The following is a 20,661-nucleotide window of genomic DNA, read 5'->3' as shown; positions in this document are numbered from 1 at the left end:
TGAAATTGCACTGACTTATGACGGGATCGAAGAACGCGCACGCTGGCGAAACTAAACGGGAAAAAACTTGGTTCCGCCAGCAAGGCGTAGCTTTGGCTTGGGCAGGTGCCAGCCTGTGCGCGGTGGTGGCCACCGCCTTGTTACTCCCGTTTGGGGCTGATGCACAGCCCACTGCAAAAGCGAATACGGCGCGCGCGGCACCGGATCCCAGCGAACTCACTGGCGGGAAAACCACCGTGTTCGCTACCGGCAAAAATGCGTTCTCATTCCCGTTTGCCAACCTGAGTGATGAAGAGCGTACGCGGTTTGTCATTGGCAACTCCTTCTTTAAGCGCAACTGGGTCGAAGCGCCGGCCTCCACCCGAGTACGCGATGGACTAGGGCCCCATTTCATTGCACGCAGTTGCGCAGGCTGCCATGTGCTGGACGGTCGCGGTGAGCCACCTGATTATTCCCGCACGCTCGGCCCGGAGCCCGAGCCCACGGTGGCCCTGCTCATACGCTTGTCTGTTCCCGGAAAGGCTGATCCGCGCGCGGGCGTCGTACCCGAACCCACCTATGGAGACCAATTTGGCAACGCGGCGGTACAAGGCGTGAAGCCCGAAGGCGTGGTGCGTATTCACCAGGAGCCTTTGCGTGGTCGTTTTGCGGATGGCACCAAGTACGAGCTGATCAAACCACTCTACAAGTTGACCGACTTGGCCTACGGCCCCATGGCCAAAGACGTGATGATCAGCCCTCGCATTGCCCCGCAAGTAATAGGCGTGGGCTTGCTCGAAGCCATTCCCGACACCGAAATTCTGGCCAATGTCCGTGAACAGGCTGCGCTGGGCGGCCCCATCAAAGGGCAGGTTAACCGCGTTTGGGACGCCGTCAGCCAGCGCGAGTCGATTGGCCGTTTTGGCTGGAAAGCGAATGCGCCTAGCGTCGCACATCAGACAGCACATGCTTTTTTAGGCGATATCGGCATCACTTCAAGCGTGGCTCCCAACGAAGCCTGCACATCTGCCCAGACCGATTGCCTGGCCGCACCTCATGGAGGCGGCTCTTCCAAGGGACTGACCGCCAAGCAGGCCAGTGCAAAGTCTCCTGAAATAGACGACAAAACTCTGCATGACGTGATCTTCTATCAGGCCACCATAGCACCCCCCGCACGCCGAAATGTGCACGACCTTGCCGTCAAACAAGGGCAAGCGCTGTTTGCCAACGCGCAGTGCGCGGTTTGCCACAAGCCGAGCTATGTCACCCGCGAAGGGCCCTTCCCCCACCTGACGGCCAAGTCCATCGCGGGCGAGCGTATCTGGCCGTATACGGACCTGCTGCTGCACGACATGGGCAAGGATCTGGCTGACGGCCGGCCCGATTTTCTGGCCAGTGGCCAACAGTGGCGCACCCCTCCGTTGTGGGGCATTGGGCTGCTGAAAGACGTCAACGGCCACCAGCGCCTGCTGCACGACGGACGCGCCCGCGGTGTGCTGGAAGCTGTCCTGTGGCATGGCGGCGAAGCCGAAGATGCCAAGCAGCGCGTGCTAAAAATGTCAGCTAAAGAGCGCCAAGCTTTAGTCAAATTTGTGGAGTCGCTATGAAACGCCTTGCCTCCACTTTTGATGCTATTTGCACAAGGGCACGCCCAAGTACACGCATGGGTCACCCGCTGGTGGCGGCACTGTGCCTGGCCGCCAGTGCTTTGACGCACGCTCAGTCTGCAGCCAATGACACCCCTATGCCCTACTACAGCGCTGCACAGGTTTTGCGTGGCCTGTATGGCCAGCACTTGTCTGCGCATGCGGCCAGCTTCGTGCAAGCCAGCCAGGCGCAAGAGCAAACACTTGCGAGCTGGTGCTCGGCTGCGAGCGGCGCTACTCGCCCCACCACAGAAGCCATACGCACAAGCTGGCGCCAAGCGCTGAATGCATGGCTACAGTTGTCTACCCCTAGCGTGGGGCCATTGGTGGTGCGGCGTTCTTTGCGGCAAATTGACTTCACCCCCATACGGCCACAGCTGATTGAACGCGCCGTTATCAAAGCCCCCTCGTCAGCCTCTGACATGGAGTTGGTGGGAACCCCCGCCAAGGGCTTCGGCGCCTTGGATTGGCTGCTGACCAAGGGGCTTAAACCCGCGTCTGCGGAATGCGCCTATGCCGGGCAGGTGGCACAAGCCATCACTCGCGAAGCGCAGGGCATCGCCAACGATCTCAAGGCGATGCAGAGCGCTTCCTGGAACAACGCCCCGCAAGCCGAAGAAAGCGAAATAGATGAGGCGCAAGCTGCCAAGGCAGCCGAGGAAACAGGCGCAGCCATGGCCGAATGGGTCAACCAGTGGCTGGGGGGCCTGGAGCGCCTGCGCTGGGCTCAGATGGAAAAACCGGTCAAAGCGGTGGAAGGCTCCAGCAAGCCGCCCGCCTTCGCCCGTCAAGCGCTCGCCGACAACCTCACAGACTGGCAGACCCAGTGGCAAGCCCTGCAAAACCAAGCCTTACTCAAACCCGCGCAGCGCCAAACACCGCCTGATCCGGACAAAGAGGTGCTGCCCATTGAGGCGCTGCTTTTAGGTAAAGGCCACATCCAGTTGGCCCAGCGTTGGCGCGAAGCTTTAGGCGCTGCCAATGCCGCCATCGGTAGCTTGCGGGCAAGCTCAGGCAACGCCCGAGACACGCGCTTGAATTCATCTGTGCTTGCGGCGGCGGCCCGGCTCAAATCCATCACCGCGCTCTACCAATCTGAAGTCGCGCCGGCGCTCGACATTCCGCTGGGCTTCAGCGATGCAGACGGTGACTAGCGGAGACACGCAGGGCATGCAGCGGCGTACCCTGCTCCGCTGGCTGGCCCTCAGTGGCGGCACTGCCGGACTTCCGGGCTTGGCTGGTCATGCGATGGCTGGCGAGAGTCGAACCATCAGCAGTGCGGGCTCTGCGACCTTGGCCGCCGTGTGGCAAGACAAGTCAGCCGGTGGGGTGCAAGATTGGGCGGGGCTGCTGCACATTGACCCACACGGCCATGGCTTTTCATGGCGTATCGGCGCAAGCTTGAAACTGCCCACGCGCGGCCACGGTGTGCAACGCCTGCCAGACGGCCAACTGCTGTTTGCCGCGCGGCGGCCCGGCGACTGGCTGGTGCGCTGGCAACCATCCAAGGCAGAGGCCCACTGGGCCTGGATGGAAGAAGATCGCTGCTTCAATGGCCATGTCGTCGTCGGCCATTCGTCCACTGTACGGGCCCACACAAAGGCCCACTCAAAAGCAGTTGCTGGTGACATCCTGCTGACCACTGAAACAGACCTGGAAAACAGCCAGGGTTGCATAGGTCTGCGCAGCGCCCAATCGCTGGAGAAGCTGGCCGAATGGTCCACCCATGGCATGGACCCGCACGAGCTGCTGGTGCTGCCGTGCGCTCTCGGCGACTACCCTGCGGGTACTGTGGTCGTGGCCAATGGCGGCATACCCACGCAAAGCGAGACTGGCCGCAGCAAAAAGTGGATTGATCGCATGGAGCCTTCCCTGGTGGCGCTTCATCCTGAGGACGGGCGCCTGTTGGGGCAATGGCGCCTGCCTGATCCACGCCTGTCCATTCGCCACCTGGCCTGGGACGCCAAACGCCAGTTGCTGGGCATTGCGCTGCAAGCCGAGCATGACGACGAGCAACGCACGCGTGCGCCTATCTTTGCAATATGGGATGGCACCGCGCTGAACCTGGCCCAGGGGCAACCCAGCCTGGCAGGCTACGGCGGCAGCGTGGAATGCTCCCCGGGTGCCGACGGGGGGTTCGTCGTGAGCTGCCCCAAGTCCGATTGCACCGCCTGGTTCAGCTCAGAGGGCCGTTTCTTGAGCACCGTAGCGCAGACTGACGTTTGCCCCCTGGCGCTAGATGGTTCACTGCTGTGGAGTGGCGGTGGGCATGAAGTAGGTCGTCACGTGCCCAAGGACAAGCTCTGGCACGCCGCTGACGCCTCAGGTGCTGTTCAAGCACTGCAGTTCGACAACCATTGGCGGCTTTGCTGACCTGCAGCCGTCACATATTAAGAGCACATGCTCAACGCTGAACTCATTTGGTTCCAGGCAAAGGTTCGATGAAATTGAAAGGCCGTCTACCCTCACCCCTGCCCTCTCCCAGGCGTGGGAGAGGGAGAAAAACCAAGCTTCGTGGCGCTCCAGAGCCCATGCTCGCAATTGCGACAAGACACCATTCGAACTTAACCCATTGAAAGCAAACGATAAACACGCCAATTTGTGATCCATGGCGTATCATGAAAAACCTGATCGGTGAGGGCAGCTACTGTGCTCATGTGCCGCCGAATTGGCAGCGTTTTACCACTGCCACACCAAACCGCCCGCCTCTCTGCCATCGTTCCTCAAAGGTCGTATGTCCCATAAGAGCACGCTTTCATCTCGGGTGTCTGGACTATTCAATATCCGGCGCGAAGAGGTCATACCGGTACTCCTGTCGGGGGCATTCTTCTTTTGCGTGCTGACCGCGCTCATGCTGCTGCGCCCGGCGCGCGATGCACTGGGCATGCAGCGCGGCATTGAAGCGGTGCGCTGGCTGTTTGTGGGCACTGCGGTGGTCACGCTGCTGGCCAACCCCGTTTTCGGCTGGCTTGTGAGCCGCTTCCGGCGTGTGCAGTTCATCGCCTGCACCTATGCCTTCTTTGCACTGAGCCTGGTGGGATTTTTCCTATTGTTGGTGGCTGCGCCCAGCGCGGTCGGCACCACCAGCGGTGAAGTGTTCTATATCTGGTTCAGCGTCTTCAATCTGTTTGCCACCATGCTGTTCTGGGCGCTCATGGCCGATCGCTTTGCACTGGAGCAGAGCAAGCGCTTCTTCGCGCTGATTGCGGTCGGTGGAACGCTGGGGGCCATCTTTGGCCCCTGGCTGGCTTCTATGCTCGCTCGCCCACTGGGCACACCGGCGTTGCTGCTGGTGTCCGCTGGCTTTCTGATCTTGGCGATGATCCTCGCCTGGACCGTGGCTCATAGCCAAGGGAGCTCCAAAGGCTCTCAGACCGTAGCGACCAACCCGGAAGATCATTCGGTCATCGGTGGCAGTGCTTGGGAAGGCCTCAAGGCGGTGTTCCGCTCACCCTACCTCCTGGGCATCGCCGGGTATGTGATCTTGATGAGCATCGTGGCCACCTTCTTGTATTTCACCCGCTTGCAGATGGTGGCGGCCCTGGGCCAGGATGTAGACACGCGCACCGCCATGTTCGCACGCATCGACATGCTGACCCAAATCGCCACCCTGGTCTTGCAAGCCGTATTCGCTGGCAAATTGATGAAACGCTTTGGCGTGCACATTACCCTCACGCTGCTGCCTTTGACGGTCGCTCTCGGATTCATAGGCCTCGCCATGGTGGGTACCTTGGCCATGCTGATCAGCTTCGATGCCGCATTCAAGGCCATACAACGGGCCATCACACGCCCTGCCCGTGAAACTCTCTACACCGTAACCAGCCGCGAAGACAAATACAAATCCAAGGCGTTCATCGATACCTTTGGCTATCGCAGCGGCGATGTGGCGGGTGCGCAGGTAGAAGGTGCGCTGGGACGCCTGGGCATGGGCCTGGCCGCACTTACCAGCGTAGCCGTGCCCCTGGCTCTGGTCTGGGCAGCCCTGGGATATTGGCTTGGCCGCAAGCAGCAAAGCATTGCCCGCCAAACGGCCTCAGCCGACGCAGCGCCCGCCTCTCCACCAGACAGGAGCCCCATTTCCGCCGCCACCTTCTGAACACAAGGAGCCCCTCATGATTTCACGACGCGACTACCTGCAACTTGCCGCCTCGGCAGGCGTCACCCTGGCCGCAGCCCCCAAAGCCTTGCTCGCCGCTGAAGGCGGCCAACGCGCCTTGATCACCCGGACCATTCCAGGCACTTCAGAACGCCTGCCCGTGATTGGGCTGGGAAGCTCCGCCTCCTTCGCGCGCATTGCAGGGGCCGGAGAGACCGACGTCATTCAAAAACTGCTGGAGCACCTGGCGAAAATCCCGAACTCGGTGTTTGATACTGCACCCAGTTACGGCGCCTCAGAAGAAGTGGCTGCCGGCGTGGCGCGTACGAGCGGCGTCAATCAGAAATTATTCTGGGCCACCAAAGTGAACGTGGCCGGCTTTGGAGGCAGCCACGCCGACCCCAAGGCGGCACGCGCGCAGCTGGACCGCTCCATTGAACGGCTGGGAAAAACGCCGGTTGACTTGATCCAGGTGCACAACATGGGTGATGTGCCCACCCAGTTAGGCTTGCTCAAGGAATATCAAAAGGCCGGGCGCGTCCGCTACGTGGGGGTAACCACCACTTTCCCGCAACACTACGAACAGCTTGAGCGTGTCATGCGCGAGCATGAACTCAACTTCATCGGTGTGGACTACGCCATCGACAACCGCATCATGGAAGAACGCATTTTTCCTCTGGCGCAGCAGAAAAGCATTGGCGTTCTGGCCTATCAGCCTTTCGGCCGTGACCGCCTGTGGCAAAAAGTAAAAGGGCACACCGTCCCGGAGTGGGCGACCGAATACGACATCGCCACCTGGGGCCAGTTTTTCCTGAAATTCGCGATTTCGCACCCGGCCGTGACCGTGGCCACCCCCGCCACCAGTAATGAACGCAATCTGATCGACAACCTGGGCGCGGGAACCGGACGCCTTCCTGACGAAAAAGGCCGCCAGCGCATGATCGCGCACGTGGAATCGCTCTAGAAGGACCTCGAACTTGGAGCCTAAAAGCGCTCTCAACGCCTTCCAAAATTAGTCGTTAGGAAATTTTTTAAAGTTTTTTAACCCCATCCAGCGCGTTCACCCGTGTCAGTCTTCATCACAACCGATGGAGCACACCATGTCCCGCCCCCTTGCCCGCCGCAGCCTTGCCATGCTGGTTTGCACTCACGTGCTTTTGGCTGCCTGCACCGCTCAGGCATTGAGCCCCATTCCTCAGCCCACCGTCTGGCCTGAACCGCGCCCCCAGCCTTTGCCGCAACCCTCCCGGCCACAGCAACCATCTGCCGTGCACCCGCTGCCTCCGGCGCTCTTCGCTCCAGACTTCCAGGCTCCCAGCGCACAGAACTGCCGCCGCCCTATCCAGACCCGTGAAGTTCCTGGCCGCGAGGCTGGTTGGCGACAAGAATCCGAGGCCAGCGCCCGAAGCGACCGGTCACATGGATACGCCGCGCGAGAAAAGCTTGCATCGCCAGCGCCTGCACCTGCCGCTCCTGTGGCAACTGCACGATCGCCCCGCGCGGAGGCCAAATCCAGCGCTGTCGCTGAAGATAGCTTCAGCCCGGCAGCTGGGTCAGTTGCCATGGAGCCCGCTCGGCAAACCCTCCAGCGCCGTCCGGCCCCTGTGACCGCTGGCATGGTGGACGACAACGCAGACTTTTCAGCCTATCTGGACTTCCGTGGTCGGAATCGGGTGGAGCATCGTGCGCGAGATGTCAGCGAGCGATATCAACTGCTGGTGAAAGACCGGGCGGGCCGGGCCGTGGCCGATGCAGAAGTGGCCGTACGCTCCCCACAAGGCGCGGCGATGTGGGCACGCACCGACACCGGAGGACGCGTGTGGGTTCACCCGAATGCCTTCGACCCCTCACGTAGTTCAGTCTACGAAGTTTCAGTACGCCAAGGCGGCCAGGAAGCGCGCGGCTTCTTGCGCAGAGGGCAAAAAAGCGCTGTGGACATCACCCTTTCTTCTACCCCCTTGCCCGCACGCGCTCAACTGGATCTTGTGTTCCTGATAGACGCCACCGGCTCCATGGCAGACGAGATCGACAAACTCAAAACCAGCCTCGCAGGAATTGCCAATGAAGTGGCCCGCTTACCCAGCCAGCCAGATCTGTGCTTTGGCATGGTGGCTTATCGAGACAAAGGCGATGCCTTTTTACTGCGCAGCCACGATTTCACCAACGACCTGAGTGCTTTCCAGAAGGTGCTGAATGCCCTGCGCGCTGACGGCGGCGGTGACACACCGGAAGCCATGAACGAAGCCCTGAATGAAACCGTACACAACTTGAGCTGGCGTGGCGACGGCACGACGCGTTTGGTCGTGCTGCTGGCAGATGCGCCGCCCCATCTTGATTACGGAGGCCCGCAATACGACAACGACATGTTGGCAGCCCTGGGCAAGGGCATCAAGGTGTTCAGCGTAGGCGCCAGTGGTCTGGATCGCCAGGGCGAATACATTCAGCGCCAGATTGCTCAGTACACAGGCGGACGCTTCGTCTTCCTGACCTATGCCGATGCCAGCAAGCCCAGCAGCGGCCCAGGCCGTGAGACTTCACATGACGTGAGCGGCTACTCAGTGGATACGCTCGATCGATTGATCGTGAAACTGGTGCGTGATGAGTTGGCGCGGCTACCTGTGCACACTCAGTAGCCGACCTTCAAGTCAACAGCATTGTCCAATGGCTCACCTCGCCGGTATCGATCCAGATTCCGCAAGAACAAGTCACAGGCGCGCGGCCCTATCCTTGTTTGCGAGCGGCCAGACAAGTGCATCGAAATGCCGACGTTTTCCATCCGCCACAGCGGATGATCAATTGGCAGTGGTTCCGGATCAGTGACGTCCAGGAAAGCTCCGCCAATGCTTTTCTGGGCCAGCGCGTGTACCAAAGCCGGCTGATCGACCAACGAGCCACGAGAGAAATTCAGAAAAAACGCGGTTGACTTCATGGCGCGGAATTCCGCTACACCAAACATCTTGACCGTTTCAGCTGTGGCTGGCACGGTCAAGATCACCCAGTCGAAGTTCGGAAGTTTCTCTTGCCATTGCCCCGGACCCAGTACATGCAGTTCGTTCGAGGGCGACCTGCGCACCACGGTCACACTTACACCGAAAGCTTGCAGGCGGCTCTCGACGGCGCGGCCAATCGAGCCATACCCAATGATGAGCGCTTTGGTTCCTGACAACTCCAACCTGCCGGGCGCCTGAGTGAGCCAAGTGGCCGTAGTCCTGGCATGCGCGATCTGGTCATAGCCCTTGGCGACCACCAGCATGGACAAAACGATGAACTCGGCTACTGCAACGGAGTTCAGCCCTGCACCGTTGGTGAGAGTGATGTTCCTCTGCGCCATGAGATCCACTGGCAAGCCGTCCATCCCGACCAATACCGTATTGACCCACCTCAGCCCGCTCGATTGATGAACCAAGGCTGACATGTCTTTCTTGTCTGGTAGATCTACCCACCCGATCTCGGCATCGCGAACTGCCTCAAGGCCGTCGTCAAACGAGTAGAACCAGCTCGGTGACAACCAGCTCGGGAGTTTTGATTCCAACAGCTCCTTATGAATACCCGGCAGCGCAACTCTGATAGATCTTTCCATATCACCATGTAAGTGGAGTCAGTTGATGAGAGCAGCAGAGCATGGCCAGCGCTGCGCTGCGATGCGCTCGCCCTCTTCCTCGCAATGGCAGCACCGAACCTCCAAATCAGCTGCTCACGAGCTTCATCATGAATGGCACTGATCGTTAGCACAACGATATGAAAAATGTTCCAACTAATGGAACTTTCAGTTCCAGAATTTGAAACATTGTCCGTGATGTTGCACGAAATTTTATTTGCATTGATGATTCTTTGAGCCTTTCTCATTCCAGCATATGGACCATCAGAAAGCCCTCAATCCCACGGCAGATGAGACACCCACCCAACTCGTCAGCAACTAACGAAGAGAGACAAATATGTTCGCAGGAAGAAAACTCAGAAGGTCCATATGCTGGCTCAGCATCCTTGCCATGCCCGCCCTTGCATCGTTCAACGTCGCGCTGGCTCAGCCGGCAGACTCCGCCTGGCCCTCCAAACCGATCAAGATGTATGTTCCGTTCCCACCCGGAGGTGGGGTGGATAACGTAGCCCGCGTCATTGCTGAGCGTGTGTCCAAGCAGATTGGCCAGCCCATCGTCATCGAAAACCAGGGTGGCGGAGGCGGAACCATTGCATCTGCGATGGTTGCGCGAGCACCTGCTGACGGCTACACCTTTGTCTTCCACTCAGTATCTGGAGCCGTGGTCAACGCCGTGACCATGAAGAACTTGCGCTACGACCCGATCAATGATTTCGCACCGGTCACGTTAGCATCGCGCTTTCCACTGGTGCTTGTCGTCCATCCCGGACTGCCCGCGAAGAACCTGCAAGAGTTCATCGCGTTGACCCGGGAAAACCCAGGCAAATACTCCTACGGGTCTTCCGGAGTTGGCACCAGCATCCACCTGGCGGCGGAGCTCTTCAACAAGCTGGCGAAGACGAACATAGTTCATGTACCGTACAAGGGAACGGTCGCAGTCGTCCCTGACTTGCTGGCGGGAAGAGTCGACATGCTCATCGACGGGCTGCCTCCTCAGGCTCAGCACATCGCCTCAGGCAAGGTTCGAGCACTGGCTGTCACCACCACCTCGCGCTCGCCCAAACTACCGGACGTGCCATCCATGAGTGAGGCCCTTCCCGAATATGACATTCCCTTCTGGACGGGGATATTTGCGCCCGCCAAAACGCCCAAACACATTGTTGAGAGATTTGCGGATGAAGTCCGCAAGGCAGTGAACTCCCCAGAGACAGCCAAACGACTCGCGGACGCAGGGATAGAAGGCGTGGGCTCGACACCGCAAGAGTTTGACAAGTACTGGCGCCAACAACTCACTGTCTACGAAAGGATCGCCAAGGAATCGAACATCAAGCTTGACTAGCTATTTCAAACTGGGTGCTGCGGGAGGTCTGGCATTCATCTCGGGCCCGCATTGGCACGGGCGATGAGCACCATCCATGCAGGCGCTGAGCTGCGCCTGCCATCTGCTTTGAACTGGCGAGTCCAAGTCACATGAAAGAAATCGTCAACCTTGCCGACTTTGAACGCAGGGCTCAACGTGTTTTGCCGCGAACGATATTCGAGTTCATCGCCGGCGTAGCAGAAGACGGCGTCACCGCCAGTGCCAACCTGGCGGCGTTCGCCTCTTTGCGGCTCATTCCTCACATGGAGCAAAAGTCAGCGGAGCGATCGAGCGCTTTTCATCTATGGGGTGAAACCTGGTCTGCGCCGTTCGGCATTGCCCCAATGGGCGCGGCCGCAGCTTTCGCCATGGATGCCGATGTGAAGCTTGCCAGAGCAGCCGCCGCAGAGAACGTTCCCTTTGTGCTGAGTGGCGCATCGGTCACACCACTGGAAACGGTGATCCAGGCAAATCCCCGCGCGTGGTTTCAGATGTACGCCAGCACAGCGGAGAAATCACGTGCGCTTGTTCATCGTGCGCAGCGCGCCGGGTTCAAGACTCTGGTGGTCACTGTAGACGTGCCAGTGGGCGGCAAGCGCGAATGCGATATCCGCAATGGCTACAGCTCACCCTTGAGGCCATCATTTCGGCTCGCTTGCTCTTTGATGTCTCGCCCGTCCTGGTTGGTCAAAAACGCGCTGGCATCGTACATCCGGCATGGCCTACCTCACTTCGAGAATCTAGCAGGCGAGCGCTTACCGATGATTGCTTTCAGGCCGCAGCAAGACCTTCAAAGAATCCACCAGACGTGGGAGTCCCTGAAAGCGCTTCGCGACGCCTGGCCTGGCCGCTTCGTGATTAAGGGACTTTTGCATACGGCCGATATACACCGCGCAGCGGCCATAGGGGCCGACGCAGTCGTCGTCTCGAATCACGGCGGACGGCAACTCGACTGCACAATCTCCCCTATAGAGGCTCTGCCCGAGATCAACCGCTCAGAACTAACCGCCGGGTTATTCTGCGACGGCGGCATCAGGCGTGGAAACGATGTCATCAAGGCACTAGGAGTAGGTGCTCACTTAGCTTTCGTGGGGCGGCCGATGATGTACGCAGTCATTTCGGGAGGTCAAGACGGCGTGGTCCATGCCATCCGCCTCCTGCGAGAAGAAATCCTGCGCTCCATGGCCATGCTGGGGATGTCGGCACTGGACGAAGCGAGTACCCACGTGGCATTTCAGCCAGCAATGCGCCATTTTTGAACGGCGCTTGCACACGCCATTTTTTGTGCCCTATAATAGAGGGCTTGGCGCTTTAGCTCAGTCGGTTAGAGCGATGGAATCATAATCCACAGGTCCGCGGTTCGAATCCGTGAAGCGCCACCAAACATAAGCCCTTGTGGCTCTAGGCCCCGTTGCTACAAATACAGTAGTGCGGGGCTTTCTCTTTGGTGCTCTAACTTGGCCAATGTAACGGCGGATGTAAGAGCATTTCGGCGGTCAATAGGTCTGCGCGCGCGGGGCTATGTGGAACCTAATGCGTGAACCAGGCTGCGCGGGAAAATCAATGCCCGCGTTACTGCACAATGGACGAAACCTTACCGCTGCAATTTTCTCGTGAGATCGCTTCGATCCGCGCGAGATGCTTTGCTTCCGAAACGTCCTCTTGAGCTGGCCCAGCTCTCTGCGGAAGTTAGTCTTCTCTTGACTCTGAGGTCAACCCATAATCGCAGCTCGCGTGGCAACACACAAGCAGGCTGACGCTTCAAAAAGTGGGTTACCGGCGTTGCGGCAGTGCCTTATACTGTATGTATGATCAGTGTTTTGCGGTTGCCACCCGAGACCAGGGCTCCGGCGCTTTTGCTGCCGCTGGTCGGTGATCGCGTATGCGCGGGATTCCCATCGCCCGCTGAGGACTTCGCAGTCAAGCGCATTGATCTTACGGCAGAGCTAGTAAAGCACCCCCAAGCTACCTTCTTGATTCGGGTCCGCGGAGAGTCCATGCGTGACGCTGGAATCTTTGATGGAGATACGCTCATAGTTGATCGCGCGCTGAAGCCTCGACACGGTCATATTGTGGTTGCCGTCGTGGATGGGGAATTCACGGTGAAGACTCTGTACCAGCGCGCTGGCCGCATCAAGCTCAAGGCAGCCAACCCGACCTATCCTGACATCTCTCCGGGGAACGATCAGACCATCGAAGTTTGGGGCGTTGTCACCAGCAGCATAAAACGCTTCCAGACTTGACCATGTTTGCGCTGGTGGATGGCAACAACTTCTACGTGAGTTGTGAACGGGTTTTTAGACCCAGCTTGCAGGGTCGTCCCGTGGTTGTGCTGTCAAATAATGACGGTTGTGCAATTGCGCGGAGTAATGAAGCCAAGGAGCTCGGCGTGGCGATGGGCGCCCCGTGGTTTCAGATTCGACACTTGGCCGAAAGTGATGGTTTGGTTGCGCTCTCGGCGAATTTCCCCCTTTATGGCGACATGAGTGACCGGGTGATGTCTCTGGCGGCAGGCTTAGGTCCCCAGCAAGAGATTTACTCCATTGACGAATCGTTCGTCGGCCTTCATGGCGTGCGAGGCGACCTGACTGAAAGGTCTCGTCGCGTTCGAGATCGCATTCTTCAATGGACTGGCATCCCATGCGGTATTGGCATTGGAACAACGAAGACGTTGGCGAAACTCGCCAACCACATTGCCAAAACCGCAGAGCGGAAACCGACCAGCTATCCGGGGGAAATGAGTCAGATATGCAACCTCTCAGCCCTATCCGCTCAAACCCTGGAGGCAACATTAGCCGCCACTGATGTCGGTGAAGTGTGGGGCGTAGGTCGGCGCATCGGCGCTCAATTACGTGATGCAGGAGTTCAAACTGTGTGGGATCTCGCTCGCATGGATCCTGCGACGGTGCGAAGCCGCTGGAGCGTCGTTCTGGAAAGGACGGTTCTCGAGTTGCAGGGCGTTCCGTGCATCGGCTTGGACGACGAGCCATCGCCCAAGAAGGAGATTGCGTCCACTCGGAGCTTCGGACGACCGATCACCGACCTGGCACCCTTGATTGAGGCGGTCTCTGAGTTTGTGGGCAGAGCGGCGGAGAAGCTGCGCAAGCAATCTGGTCTTGCCAGCCAGGTCCTGGTGTTCGCGCACACCTCTCCACACCGCACCGGGCCAAGATTCAACCGCAGTATCACGTTGCCTTTACGCCGACCGACCGCCGACACTGCGTTGCTCGCTCAAGCTGCTTTGTCCGGGGTCCGCCGCATTTACGAACCCGGGTATCAGCTAACAAAGGCCGGGGTGATGCTTCTTGATCTCTTGCCTGACCATGTGCAGCAGGGAGAGTTGAATCTAGACCAAGACACTGGACCAGATAGAAGTCGCCTAATGTCCGCCCTTGATGCACTCAACTTCCGCTACGGGAAGGGCACATTGCATCTGGCCAGTACAGGCGTTCCAGGCGAGTCCCGGCAGTGGGGCATGAGGCAGGAGCGTCGAACTCCTAACTACACGACCAACTTCATGGAGATTCCTGTAGCTCGAGCCTAATGGCCAGTGGCAGCCTTTTCACAGTCTTAAAGAGTGTCGACGCCAAGCTTGATCTTGAGTCGAGTCTTTTAATAGATCGAATGGAGCAGATTGGAGAATAAGGTGACGATGGCTTCCGCCGGTAATGGCATCGCCAGCCATTTTGGCGCTTGCTGAACAAGTGGCGGTTACTTCGGCAACCTTCAGTAGATCGAGAGGCGTGAATCCTTGGGCACGCGCCAACATTCAGTGCATCGCCCAGCAGTTGCATTGAGGCGCAATCATTGATGCCGCCCCAGCGACGAGCACCGCATCAATGAGAAACTCGAAGGTGTGCGTCTGGAGCCGCTGAACCAGACGTTTGGCAATCATCGAACCGACGAGCAGCGCGAGGCCGATGGCGAGGCCGCGTGCAATGACGAGCGGAGTGAGGACGCCAGCCACCCCGAAGGTGCCGAGCTTGCCCGCGTAGAGCAAGACCGCGCTTGCGGCCTCCGACCCGAGGAACGCGCCGCCGCTCATTCCGTACCCCGTGAATATCGGCACGCTGAGCGGCCCGGTGGACAGCACGAATCCAGTCAGGAATCCGACGATTCCTCCGGCGACCGCCATGTGCCAGACTCGAAGGTGGATTTGCGAGCGCCTGAGCAGGCGTCGCAGCGGGATCATCGCCAGGAAGAAGGCGGCCAGGAAGACGTCTACGACGACGGGTGGGACGCTCATCAACGTGTGAGCGCCCAGCATGGCTGCGGGAACACCCGTCAACGAGTAGGCGAGCACCGGCCGCCAGCGGATCTCGTGCCACCAGACGATCACGCGCCCGATGTTGCCGAGCAGGGAGGCGATCGCCATCACGGGAACGGCTATCCGAGGCCCGTACTGAGCGACTAGGACGGGAAGCATGATCAGCGACGAGCCGGTGCCGACGACGCCGCTGAGGACTCCGGCACAAAGGGCGAGAAGGAAGAGGAGTGACAGCGCGATCATAGGTCGCCGGGTTACCCAGGGCCGTCGCTCGCGGCCGCGAGGAGAGGCACCAATATGTCGCTAATGGGCGTGGGGATGCCGTGAGCCCGGCCGCGACGCGAGACTACACCGTTGCGAATATCCCATTCGAGGGCGCGGCCAGCTTCCCGATCCGTGAGTATGGAGGTGCCCATGTCGGCGGGAGATGCCTGGAACTTGTCCAGGATCTCCTGCGGCACCTCGTAGCCAAGTTCAGCTCCCTCGGCGCGGGCCACTGACAAGCATTCCCGCAAATAGGCGAGGGTGAGCCTGGCGATGTCGGGCCGGCCGAACATGCCCGAGCGGCGGTGCGTGAGGACCATAAGTCCAGCCACTGCGTTCTGCAGCAGCTTGCGCCAAGCTAGAGAGCTGAAGTTTGCGGTTAGATCTACGGAGCACCGAGTGCCTTGCAGCGCCTCGGCCACCACCCGCGAGGCCGACGTGTCTGGCAGGCTGAGGCGCGCGTCGCCGCGCAAGAGCACCGAGCCATCGGATTGCGTCTGCGCAGGAAACCATACGACAGCGGGAACGATACGCCCGCGCGGGCAATGCGGAGTGACCATCTCCAACTGTTCGATCCCGTTCTGCAGAACGCATACGACGGTTTCCGGAGCGCTTAACGCCGCGAGCCATTCTGCTGCCGCCTCGATTTGCGTCGCCTTGACCGCAAGAAAGACGAGATCGACCGGACCATCGATCTGTGCGGGATCCGTCCGGACGGGTCCGGGCACGGTGATGAGTTGATCGCCATCCCGCAGCGTCAAGCGCTCGCGGGGTGTGCGGCCACACAGCGACGGCGTTCGGCCGACTTCGTGAAGCGCCGCCGCGACCGTGGTGCCGATAGCACCTGGGCCCACAACAGCGACGGATGTATTGATTTCTGTACTCATGGAATCGGACTCCTTTGGCTGTGTTGCAGACCATCCGCTCACGCGATGGTTGTGTTTTTTTGACGATCCCTGTAATATATTACAAATGAAAGAAGAAATTGGTAATGGAGTTTCAGGCGAGGGCGGGCGGCTTGGCCAATGGATTGGAAGCATTCAGGCCCGCAGCGGCGATCTCGCTGCAAGTGAGGCGAAAGTGGTTGCTCTTCTGCTCGCCGATCCTTTGTTTGTCGGCGCCAGCACGACCGCGCAGGTTGCAGCCCGTGCTGGCGTTTCGCCGCCCAGCGTGATCCGCGCCGCGCGTGCGATCGGGTTCACAGGGTTCACCGAGCTCAAGATCGAGATCGCTCGCGCCCGCGGCACAACTCGATTCTTCGCGCCTCCTGAAGCACTTACCACGGACGCAAATTTGTCGACGGTGCTCGAAACATCCATCCGCGCCGGCACCGACGCACTCACTGCGCTCGGTGGGGCTGTCGAGCTCACCGCGCTCGACAACGCAGTCGGCGTAATCCAACATGCGCGTCAGGTCATCGCATTTGGTGCTGGCACTTCGGCTACTGTCGCCGCCGACGCGGTCTTCCGTCTGCGCGCGGTAGGCGTGACGACGGTCAGTATCCCGGACTATTTGTCTGCGATGATCGCGACCCGGCTCCTTGGACCTGGCGATGTCGTCATCGCCGTCAGTTCGACCGGACGTACCTCAACAACGCTCGCCATCGCCGATGCGGCTTCCTCCGCCGGAGCCTCGCTCATCGCGGTCACCAACCAGTACGGCACACCCCTAGCGACTCTCGCGGACATCGCGCTTGTCGTTGGCGGTGCGCCACTGCCGGCACAGATGGCGGCTGCAGGGAGTCGATTGGCCCAACTCGTTGTCATCGACGCACTGGTCGCCGCGATCGCTTTGCGCGACCCAGAGCGAAGCCGCCGGGCGGAGCGGGCCGGCATCGACCTGCCCGACATCTCCTAATGCAATCAGGCACTGTCGCGATCGTCCTGACTGCGGCAGTAGCCCATGCGGTGTGGAACCTGGCCTCCAAGTACAAGCGGGAAGATACCGTGTTGTTCGTCTGGGCTTACACCTGCGCTTCGGCATTGCTGTGCGTCCCTATTGCAATCGCCCTCGTGGCTAAGGGGCAACAGGCGTTCGATTGGCGCTTCGCGGTGGGCTCTGCCGTTTCAGCCGCGTTGCACCTCGCGTACTCCCTGACTCTGCAGGCTGGCTACGACCGCTCCGAGCTTGGGGTGATTTATCCTGTTGCCCGTGGAACAGGGCCGGTACTAACCATGCTGTTCGCGATGCTCATCCTGGGCGAGCGGCTCACCCCCATCGCGATACTCGGCGCGCTCCTTGTCGTCGCGGGCATCCTCGTCGTTATTGGCAACCCTTTCAAGAGCGGGAGCCGCCGCCCGCTGCAGGGAATGATTTGGGGTACTGCAACGGGTGCCACCATAGCCTGCTATACCCTCTGGGATAGCTACTCGGTCAACTCGTTGCACTTGGCGCCCGTGAGCTACTACGCAGGCACTCTGCTGCTGCAGAGCCTGATGCTGACCCCTATCGCGCTGCGCCGACGGCATCGAATCCAAGCGGCCATGCGTAGTGACGCCGTACCAATCATCATAGTGGCCGTGTTCTCGCCGCTAGCCTATATCCTCGTTCTCACCGCCATGCAGAGCGCGCCCGTGGCGCTCATCGCGCCCCTGCGCGAGTCTTCCATCGTCATTGGCTCTCTCCTCGCGTGGAAGCTCTTTGGAGAGGACCATCTCGCACGCAGGCTTGCCGGGGCGGCGGTCGTGCTTGCCGGGATCGCGGCGATCAGTTTTTGACACGCCAAGCGATGAGTGGCCACTTGTCGCTTTGGATGACATTGCCCCGTGGACAAGAGTTCCGGCCGGCGCAGATTGTGCCGAGCGGCCGCCGGGCTTCAATCTGCGGGCTTGATGCCGACCTCGGGCAGCAGTTTTTTCCACTGCACAAGATCGTCTTGGAGCCGACGTTGGAACGCCTCGGGGGAACTGGCAACCGGCTCCAACCCTTGATCACGCAGTATTTTCACGACGTCAGGCTGGGTGAGAATCTCGCGGATGTCGGCGGCAACTTTCTGGATGATGGGTGCAGGCGTGCCGGCGGGCGCGAGCACCCCGAACCATCCCACGAGATCGGGCATGTTCATGCCCAGCTCGCCCAGCGTCGGCACGTTCGGCAAAACCGGTGAGCGCTTGGTTGAGGCTACGCCCAGCGGGCGCAGACGGCCATCGGTCAGGAAAGGCAAGGCCGTGCCGACAGAGGCGAAGGAGGAGTTAAGCTGTCCGCCCAGCAGATCTGTCGTGGATGGCAGTTCTCCCTTGTAGGGCACGTGGGTCAGGTCAGCACCCATGGATTGCGCGAGTTTCTCGCCATAGATGTGGAATGACGACCCGTTGCCGAAGGAGCCATAGCTCAGCGGCGGTTTGGCGGTTTTAGCGGCTGCGGCGAAGTCCTGCAGGGTCTTGTATGGCGAATCGGCACGCACGAGGAACAGCACGTCCACAGCCACGGTCTGCGTAACCGCCACAAGGTCGCGTTCGGTGTCGTAGGGTACGCGTTTGAACAGCGCCGGCACCTGCACGAGCGAGGTGAAGGTGGATAGCAGCGTGTAGCCGTCGGCGGGCGATTTGGCCACGAAGTCGGTCCCGATGATGGACGTGGCGCCGGCCTTGTTCTCAACGACTGTCGGCTGCCCCCACTTCTTGGATAGCCGCTCGGCCAGCAGCCGCGTGACGCGGTCGGGGCTGCCGCCGGCATTGCTGGGAACGACGAATTTGACCGTACAGTTGGGCCACGCCGGCTGCGCGGCCAGTGGGCCGGCCAACATGGCGAGCAGAAGCCCGGAAATGCCGAGAGCGCGCATGGAACGGTTGATCTGTATAGCGATGTCTCCTTATGGTGGAGCCGACCGAGGAACGAATAAATCCCAACCCCTCGAATTTGGCGGTATGGTTGTACCTTGAGGCTGACCATACTGGAGTGTGATATGACCGCCGTCACGAAGCCGCTGCCGGATCTACGGGCATCCGCGTATCTGCGAATGTCGAGTGACAAGCAAGATCTTTCTCTCAGCACCCAACTGGAGGCGATCCGGTCGTACGCATTTAAGAATGGCCTCACGCTTATCAAGATCTACCAGGACGCAGCAAAAAGCGGCCTCAGAATCGAAAACCGCGATGGAATGAAGGAACTCCTTCGGGATGTTTTAGAGGTGCCACCGCCTTTCGAGGTGGTACTGGTCTATGACGTAAGCCGTTGGGGCCGCTTTCAGGACATCGACGCAGCTGCCTACTACGAGTACACCTGCCGCATGAATGGTGTCCGTGTGGTCTATGTTCAAGAGCCCTTCGGCTCGGATATTGATCCTCTAACCGCATTGCTGAAGACTCTAAAAAGGGCAATGGCGGCGGAGTACGCTCGCGAATTAGGTGTGAAAACACGGGCGGGACAGGACCGGGCAATTCAACTGGGATTTCAGATGGGATCCCTACCACCTTTGGGTTTAAGGCGGGTTGCGATTGATCGATGGGGAAACAGGCGACCGTTGGCACCATTCCAGAGGAAGGGCTTGCAGAACGAACGCATTGCCTGGGTACTTGGGCCGGAAAGCGAGGTCAAGCTCGTGAATCGCATTTTTGAACTGTACGCCGCTGAGGGCGGGACCATTAAAAAGACGGCGAGGACACTTCAAGAAGAAGGCGTTTTGACGCCAAGTGGAAATCAATTTAGGGCGCCTGTTGTTGATCGATTACTAAGGTGTGAGGCGTTCGCTGGAAATTTCGTCTGGGGACGGGTGCACCAAGCGGCGGGCAAAGCCATAAGAAAACGGCCAGCAACCAGGGCGGAAGGCGTTATCGAGCGGGTGGTGCAGAAAGAATTATGGGACCAGGTACAGCGTAAGCTCTGGGAGCGTAGAAGACAGCATCCCGATAAGGAAGAGCTTTTGGAAATCCTGCGGGCCAAGTTGGCCCAGGATCCAAACGTCAGCACACTAGATCTCGAAGCAATTGGCATCAGATCGAGGAAGGCCTATACGAATGCCTTTGGCTCTGTGGCTAAGGCCCTGGAGCTTGCAGGCAGAGATTCGCGAGCAGCGCGCTCGTTGCACGAAAAGCGCAAAGTGGTTGGACGTAATGTCGGAAATCGACTTAGTCACGATATCGCCGCACTCATTGCCTCGGAAGGCATCGCTTGCCATATCCATACCCGGAGCCGCGTCCTGATCATCGAGAGTCGTTGCAGGCTTAGGCTCCAACTAACGTGGCCGCGAAGCGCACTTCTCATCAAACGCTGGCAGTTCCCGAAGAAGTCCCGGTTTCCAGCTGCTGATTGGGTGCTGTTGGCACAGATGCAAGAGGACAAAACTGCTCTCCAATTCTTCCTTTTCACAATGGAAGAATGCCGCAATGCTCCATCATGGTTGGGGGAGGCTCCCCCGCCACCGCTGATAGCACTTCGTTCGGCCAGTGAGTTGAAATGCGCGATCATCGCAGCCGCTCAAAGAAACACCCATTCTCAAGTTGATTGACGTCT

The 20,661-nt window shown here is 59.5% G+C and carries 17 protein-coding genes and 1 tRNA gene; 14 read left to right on the top strand and 4 right to left on the bottom strand.

All coding sequences use genetic code 11. The features are described 5' to 3' along the window. The first annotated feature begins 17 nt into the window (after positions 1 to 17). The 6 genes from G518_RS0117520 (at position 18) to G518_RS0117495 (ending at position 8,354) form a co-directional block, all read left to right on the top strand. Positions 18 to 1,586 (top strand): di-heme oxidoreductase family protein, encoded by a 1,569-nt coding sequence (locus G518_RS0117520; protein WP_084651934.1) that lies wholly within the window; start codon positions 18 to 20, stop codon positions 1,584 to 1,586. Further along, positions 1,583 to 2,779, top strand: coding sequence for an imelysin family protein (locus G518_RS35640; protein WP_051236928.1), 1,197 nt, complete (start codon positions 1,583 to 1,585; stop codon positions 2,777 to 2,779). The genes G518_RS0117520 and G518_RS35640 overlap by 4 nt, the downstream gene beginning before the upstream one ends. Then, complete coding sequence (locus G518_RS35635) at positions 2,763 to 3,998, top strand: DUF1513 domain-containing protein (RefSeq protein ID WP_084651933.1); 1,236 nt, start codon at positions 2,763 to 2,765, stop codon at positions 3,996 to 3,998. The genes G518_RS35640 and G518_RS35635 overlap by 17 nt, the downstream gene beginning before the upstream one ends. Positions 3,999 to 4,359: 361 nt before the next feature. Continuing rightward, a complete protein-coding gene (locus G518_RS0117505; RefSeq protein WP_028603665.1) occupies positions 4,360 to 5,721 on the top strand; it encodes an NTP/NDP exchange transporter in 1,362 nt (453 codons plus the stop codon). 16 nt (positions 5,722 to 5,737) lie between these two features. After that, positions 5,738 to 6,685, top strand: coding sequence for an aldo/keto reductase (locus G518_RS0117500; protein ID WP_028603664.1), 948 nt, complete (start codon positions 5,738 to 5,740; stop codon positions 6,683 to 6,685). Between the two features lie 136 nt (positions 6,686 to 6,821). Next, positions 6,822 to 8,354 carry a vWA domain-containing protein gene (locus G518_RS0117495; protein ID WP_028603663.1) on the top strand — a complete coding sequence of 511 codons (1,533 nt, stop codon included), beginning with the start codon at positions 6,822 to 6,824 and terminating at the stop codon, positions 8,352 to 8,354. Here the strand turns inward: G518_RS0117495 and G518_RS0117490 are convergent. Then, on the bottom strand, positions 8,348 to 9,301 hold the full coding sequence (locus tag G518_RS0117490) for a D-2-hydroxyacid dehydrogenase (RefSeq protein WP_036595103.1): 954 nt from the start codon (positions 9,299 to 9,301) through the stop codon (positions 8,348 to 8,350). The two genes, G518_RS0117495 and G518_RS0117490, sit on opposite strands and share 7 nt — an antisense overlap. 409 nt (positions 9,302 to 9,710) lie before the next feature. On the opposite strand from G518_RS0117490, the gene G518_RS0117475 reads away from it, so the two are divergent. The 5 genes from G518_RS0117475 to G518_RS0117455 all read left to right on the top strand — a co-directional run bounded on the left by G518_RS0117475 (position 9,711) and on the right by G518_RS0117455 (position 14,223). After that, positions 9,711 to 10,658 carry a Bug family tripartite tricarboxylate transporter substrate binding protein gene (locus G518_RS0117475; RefSeq protein ID WP_036595129.1) on the top strand — a complete coding sequence of 316 codons (948 nt, stop codon included), beginning with the start codon at positions 9,711 to 9,713 and terminating at the stop codon, positions 10,656 to 10,658. A 131-nt stretch (positions 10,659 to 10,789) separates the two neighbouring features. Continuing rightward, a complete protein-coding gene (locus G518_RS35630) occupies positions 10,790 to 11,938 on the top strand; it encodes an alpha-hydroxy acid oxidase (RefSeq protein ID WP_051236923.1) in 1,149 nt (382 codons plus the stop codon). 46 nt (positions 11,939 to 11,984) lie between these two features. Further along, positions 11,985 to 12,061: transfer RNA gene (locus G518_RS0117465), tRNA-Met, on the top strand. Between the two features lie 426 nt (positions 12,062 to 12,487). Continuing rightward, complete coding sequence (locus tag G518_RS0117460) at positions 12,488 to 12,922, top strand: LexA family protein (protein ID WP_028603660.1); 435 nt, start codon at positions 12,488 to 12,490, stop codon at positions 12,920 to 12,922. A 2-nt stretch (positions 12,923 to 12,924) separates the two neighbouring features. Next, on the top strand, positions 12,925 to 14,223 hold the full coding sequence (locus G518_RS0117455; protein WP_028603659.1) for a Y-family DNA polymerase: 1,299 nt from the start codon (positions 12,925 to 12,927) through the stop codon (positions 14,221 to 14,223). A 225-nt stretch (positions 14,224 to 14,448) separates the two neighbouring features. Here the strand turns inward: G518_RS0117455 and G518_RS0117445 are convergent, their stop codons facing one another. Both G518_RS0117445 and G518_RS0117440 read right to left on the bottom strand, forming a co-directional pair. Further along, positions 14,449 to 15,189, bottom strand: a complete 741-nt coding sequence (locus G518_RS0117445; protein WP_028603658.1) for a sulfite exporter TauE/SafE family protein — start codon at positions 15,187 to 15,189, stop codon at positions 14,449 to 14,451. An 11-nt stretch (positions 15,190 to 15,200) separates the two neighbouring features. Then, positions 15,201 to 16,097, bottom strand: coding sequence for an oxidoreductase (locus tag G518_RS0117440; RefSeq protein ID WP_028603657.1), 897 nt, complete (start codon positions 16,095 to 16,097; stop codon positions 15,201 to 15,203). Positions 16,098 to 16,182: 85 nt separating this feature from the next. On the opposite strand from G518_RS0117440, the gene G518_RS0117435 reads away from it, so the two are divergent. Further along, positions 16,183 to 17,067, top strand: coding sequence for an SIS domain-containing protein (locus G518_RS0117435; protein ID WP_028603656.1), 885 nt, complete (start codon positions 16,183 to 16,185; stop codon positions 17,065 to 17,067). Continuing rightward, entirely contained in the window at positions 17,067 to 17,927 is an 861-nt protein-coding gene (locus G518_RS0117430) for a DMT family transporter (protein WP_028603655.1), read from the top strand. Before G518_RS0117435 ends, G518_RS0117430 begins: the two co-directional genes overlap by 1 nt. Positions 17,928 to 18,025: 98 nt before the next feature. Here the strand turns inward: G518_RS0117430 and G518_RS0117425 are convergent, their stop codons facing one another. Beyond that, positions 18,026 to 18,991, bottom strand: coding sequence for a Bug family tripartite tricarboxylate transporter substrate binding protein (locus G518_RS0117425; protein WP_028603654.1), 966 nt, complete (start codon positions 18,989 to 18,991; stop codon positions 18,026 to 18,028). A gap of 123 nt (positions 18,992 to 19,114) precedes the next feature. On the opposite strand from G518_RS0117425, the gene G518_RS0117420 reads away from it, so the two are divergent. Then, positions 19,115 to 20,656: a recombinase family protein gene (locus tag G518_RS0117420; protein WP_028603653.1), complete on the top strand. Its 1,542-nt coding sequence runs from the start codon at positions 19,115 to 19,117 to the stop codon at positions 20,654 to 20,656. Positions 20,657 to 20,661 lie beyond the last annotated feature (5 nt).

It is taken from the genome of Ottowia thiooxydans DSM 14619 (assembly GCF_000422885.1).
Taxonomy (GTDB): domain Bacteria; phylum Pseudomonadota; class Gammaproteobacteria; order Burkholderiales; family Burkholderiaceae_C; genus Ottowia; species Ottowia thiooxydans.
Note: the sequence above shows the minus strand (reverse complement) of the source record. Positions and strands in the feature narration are given on the sequence as shown.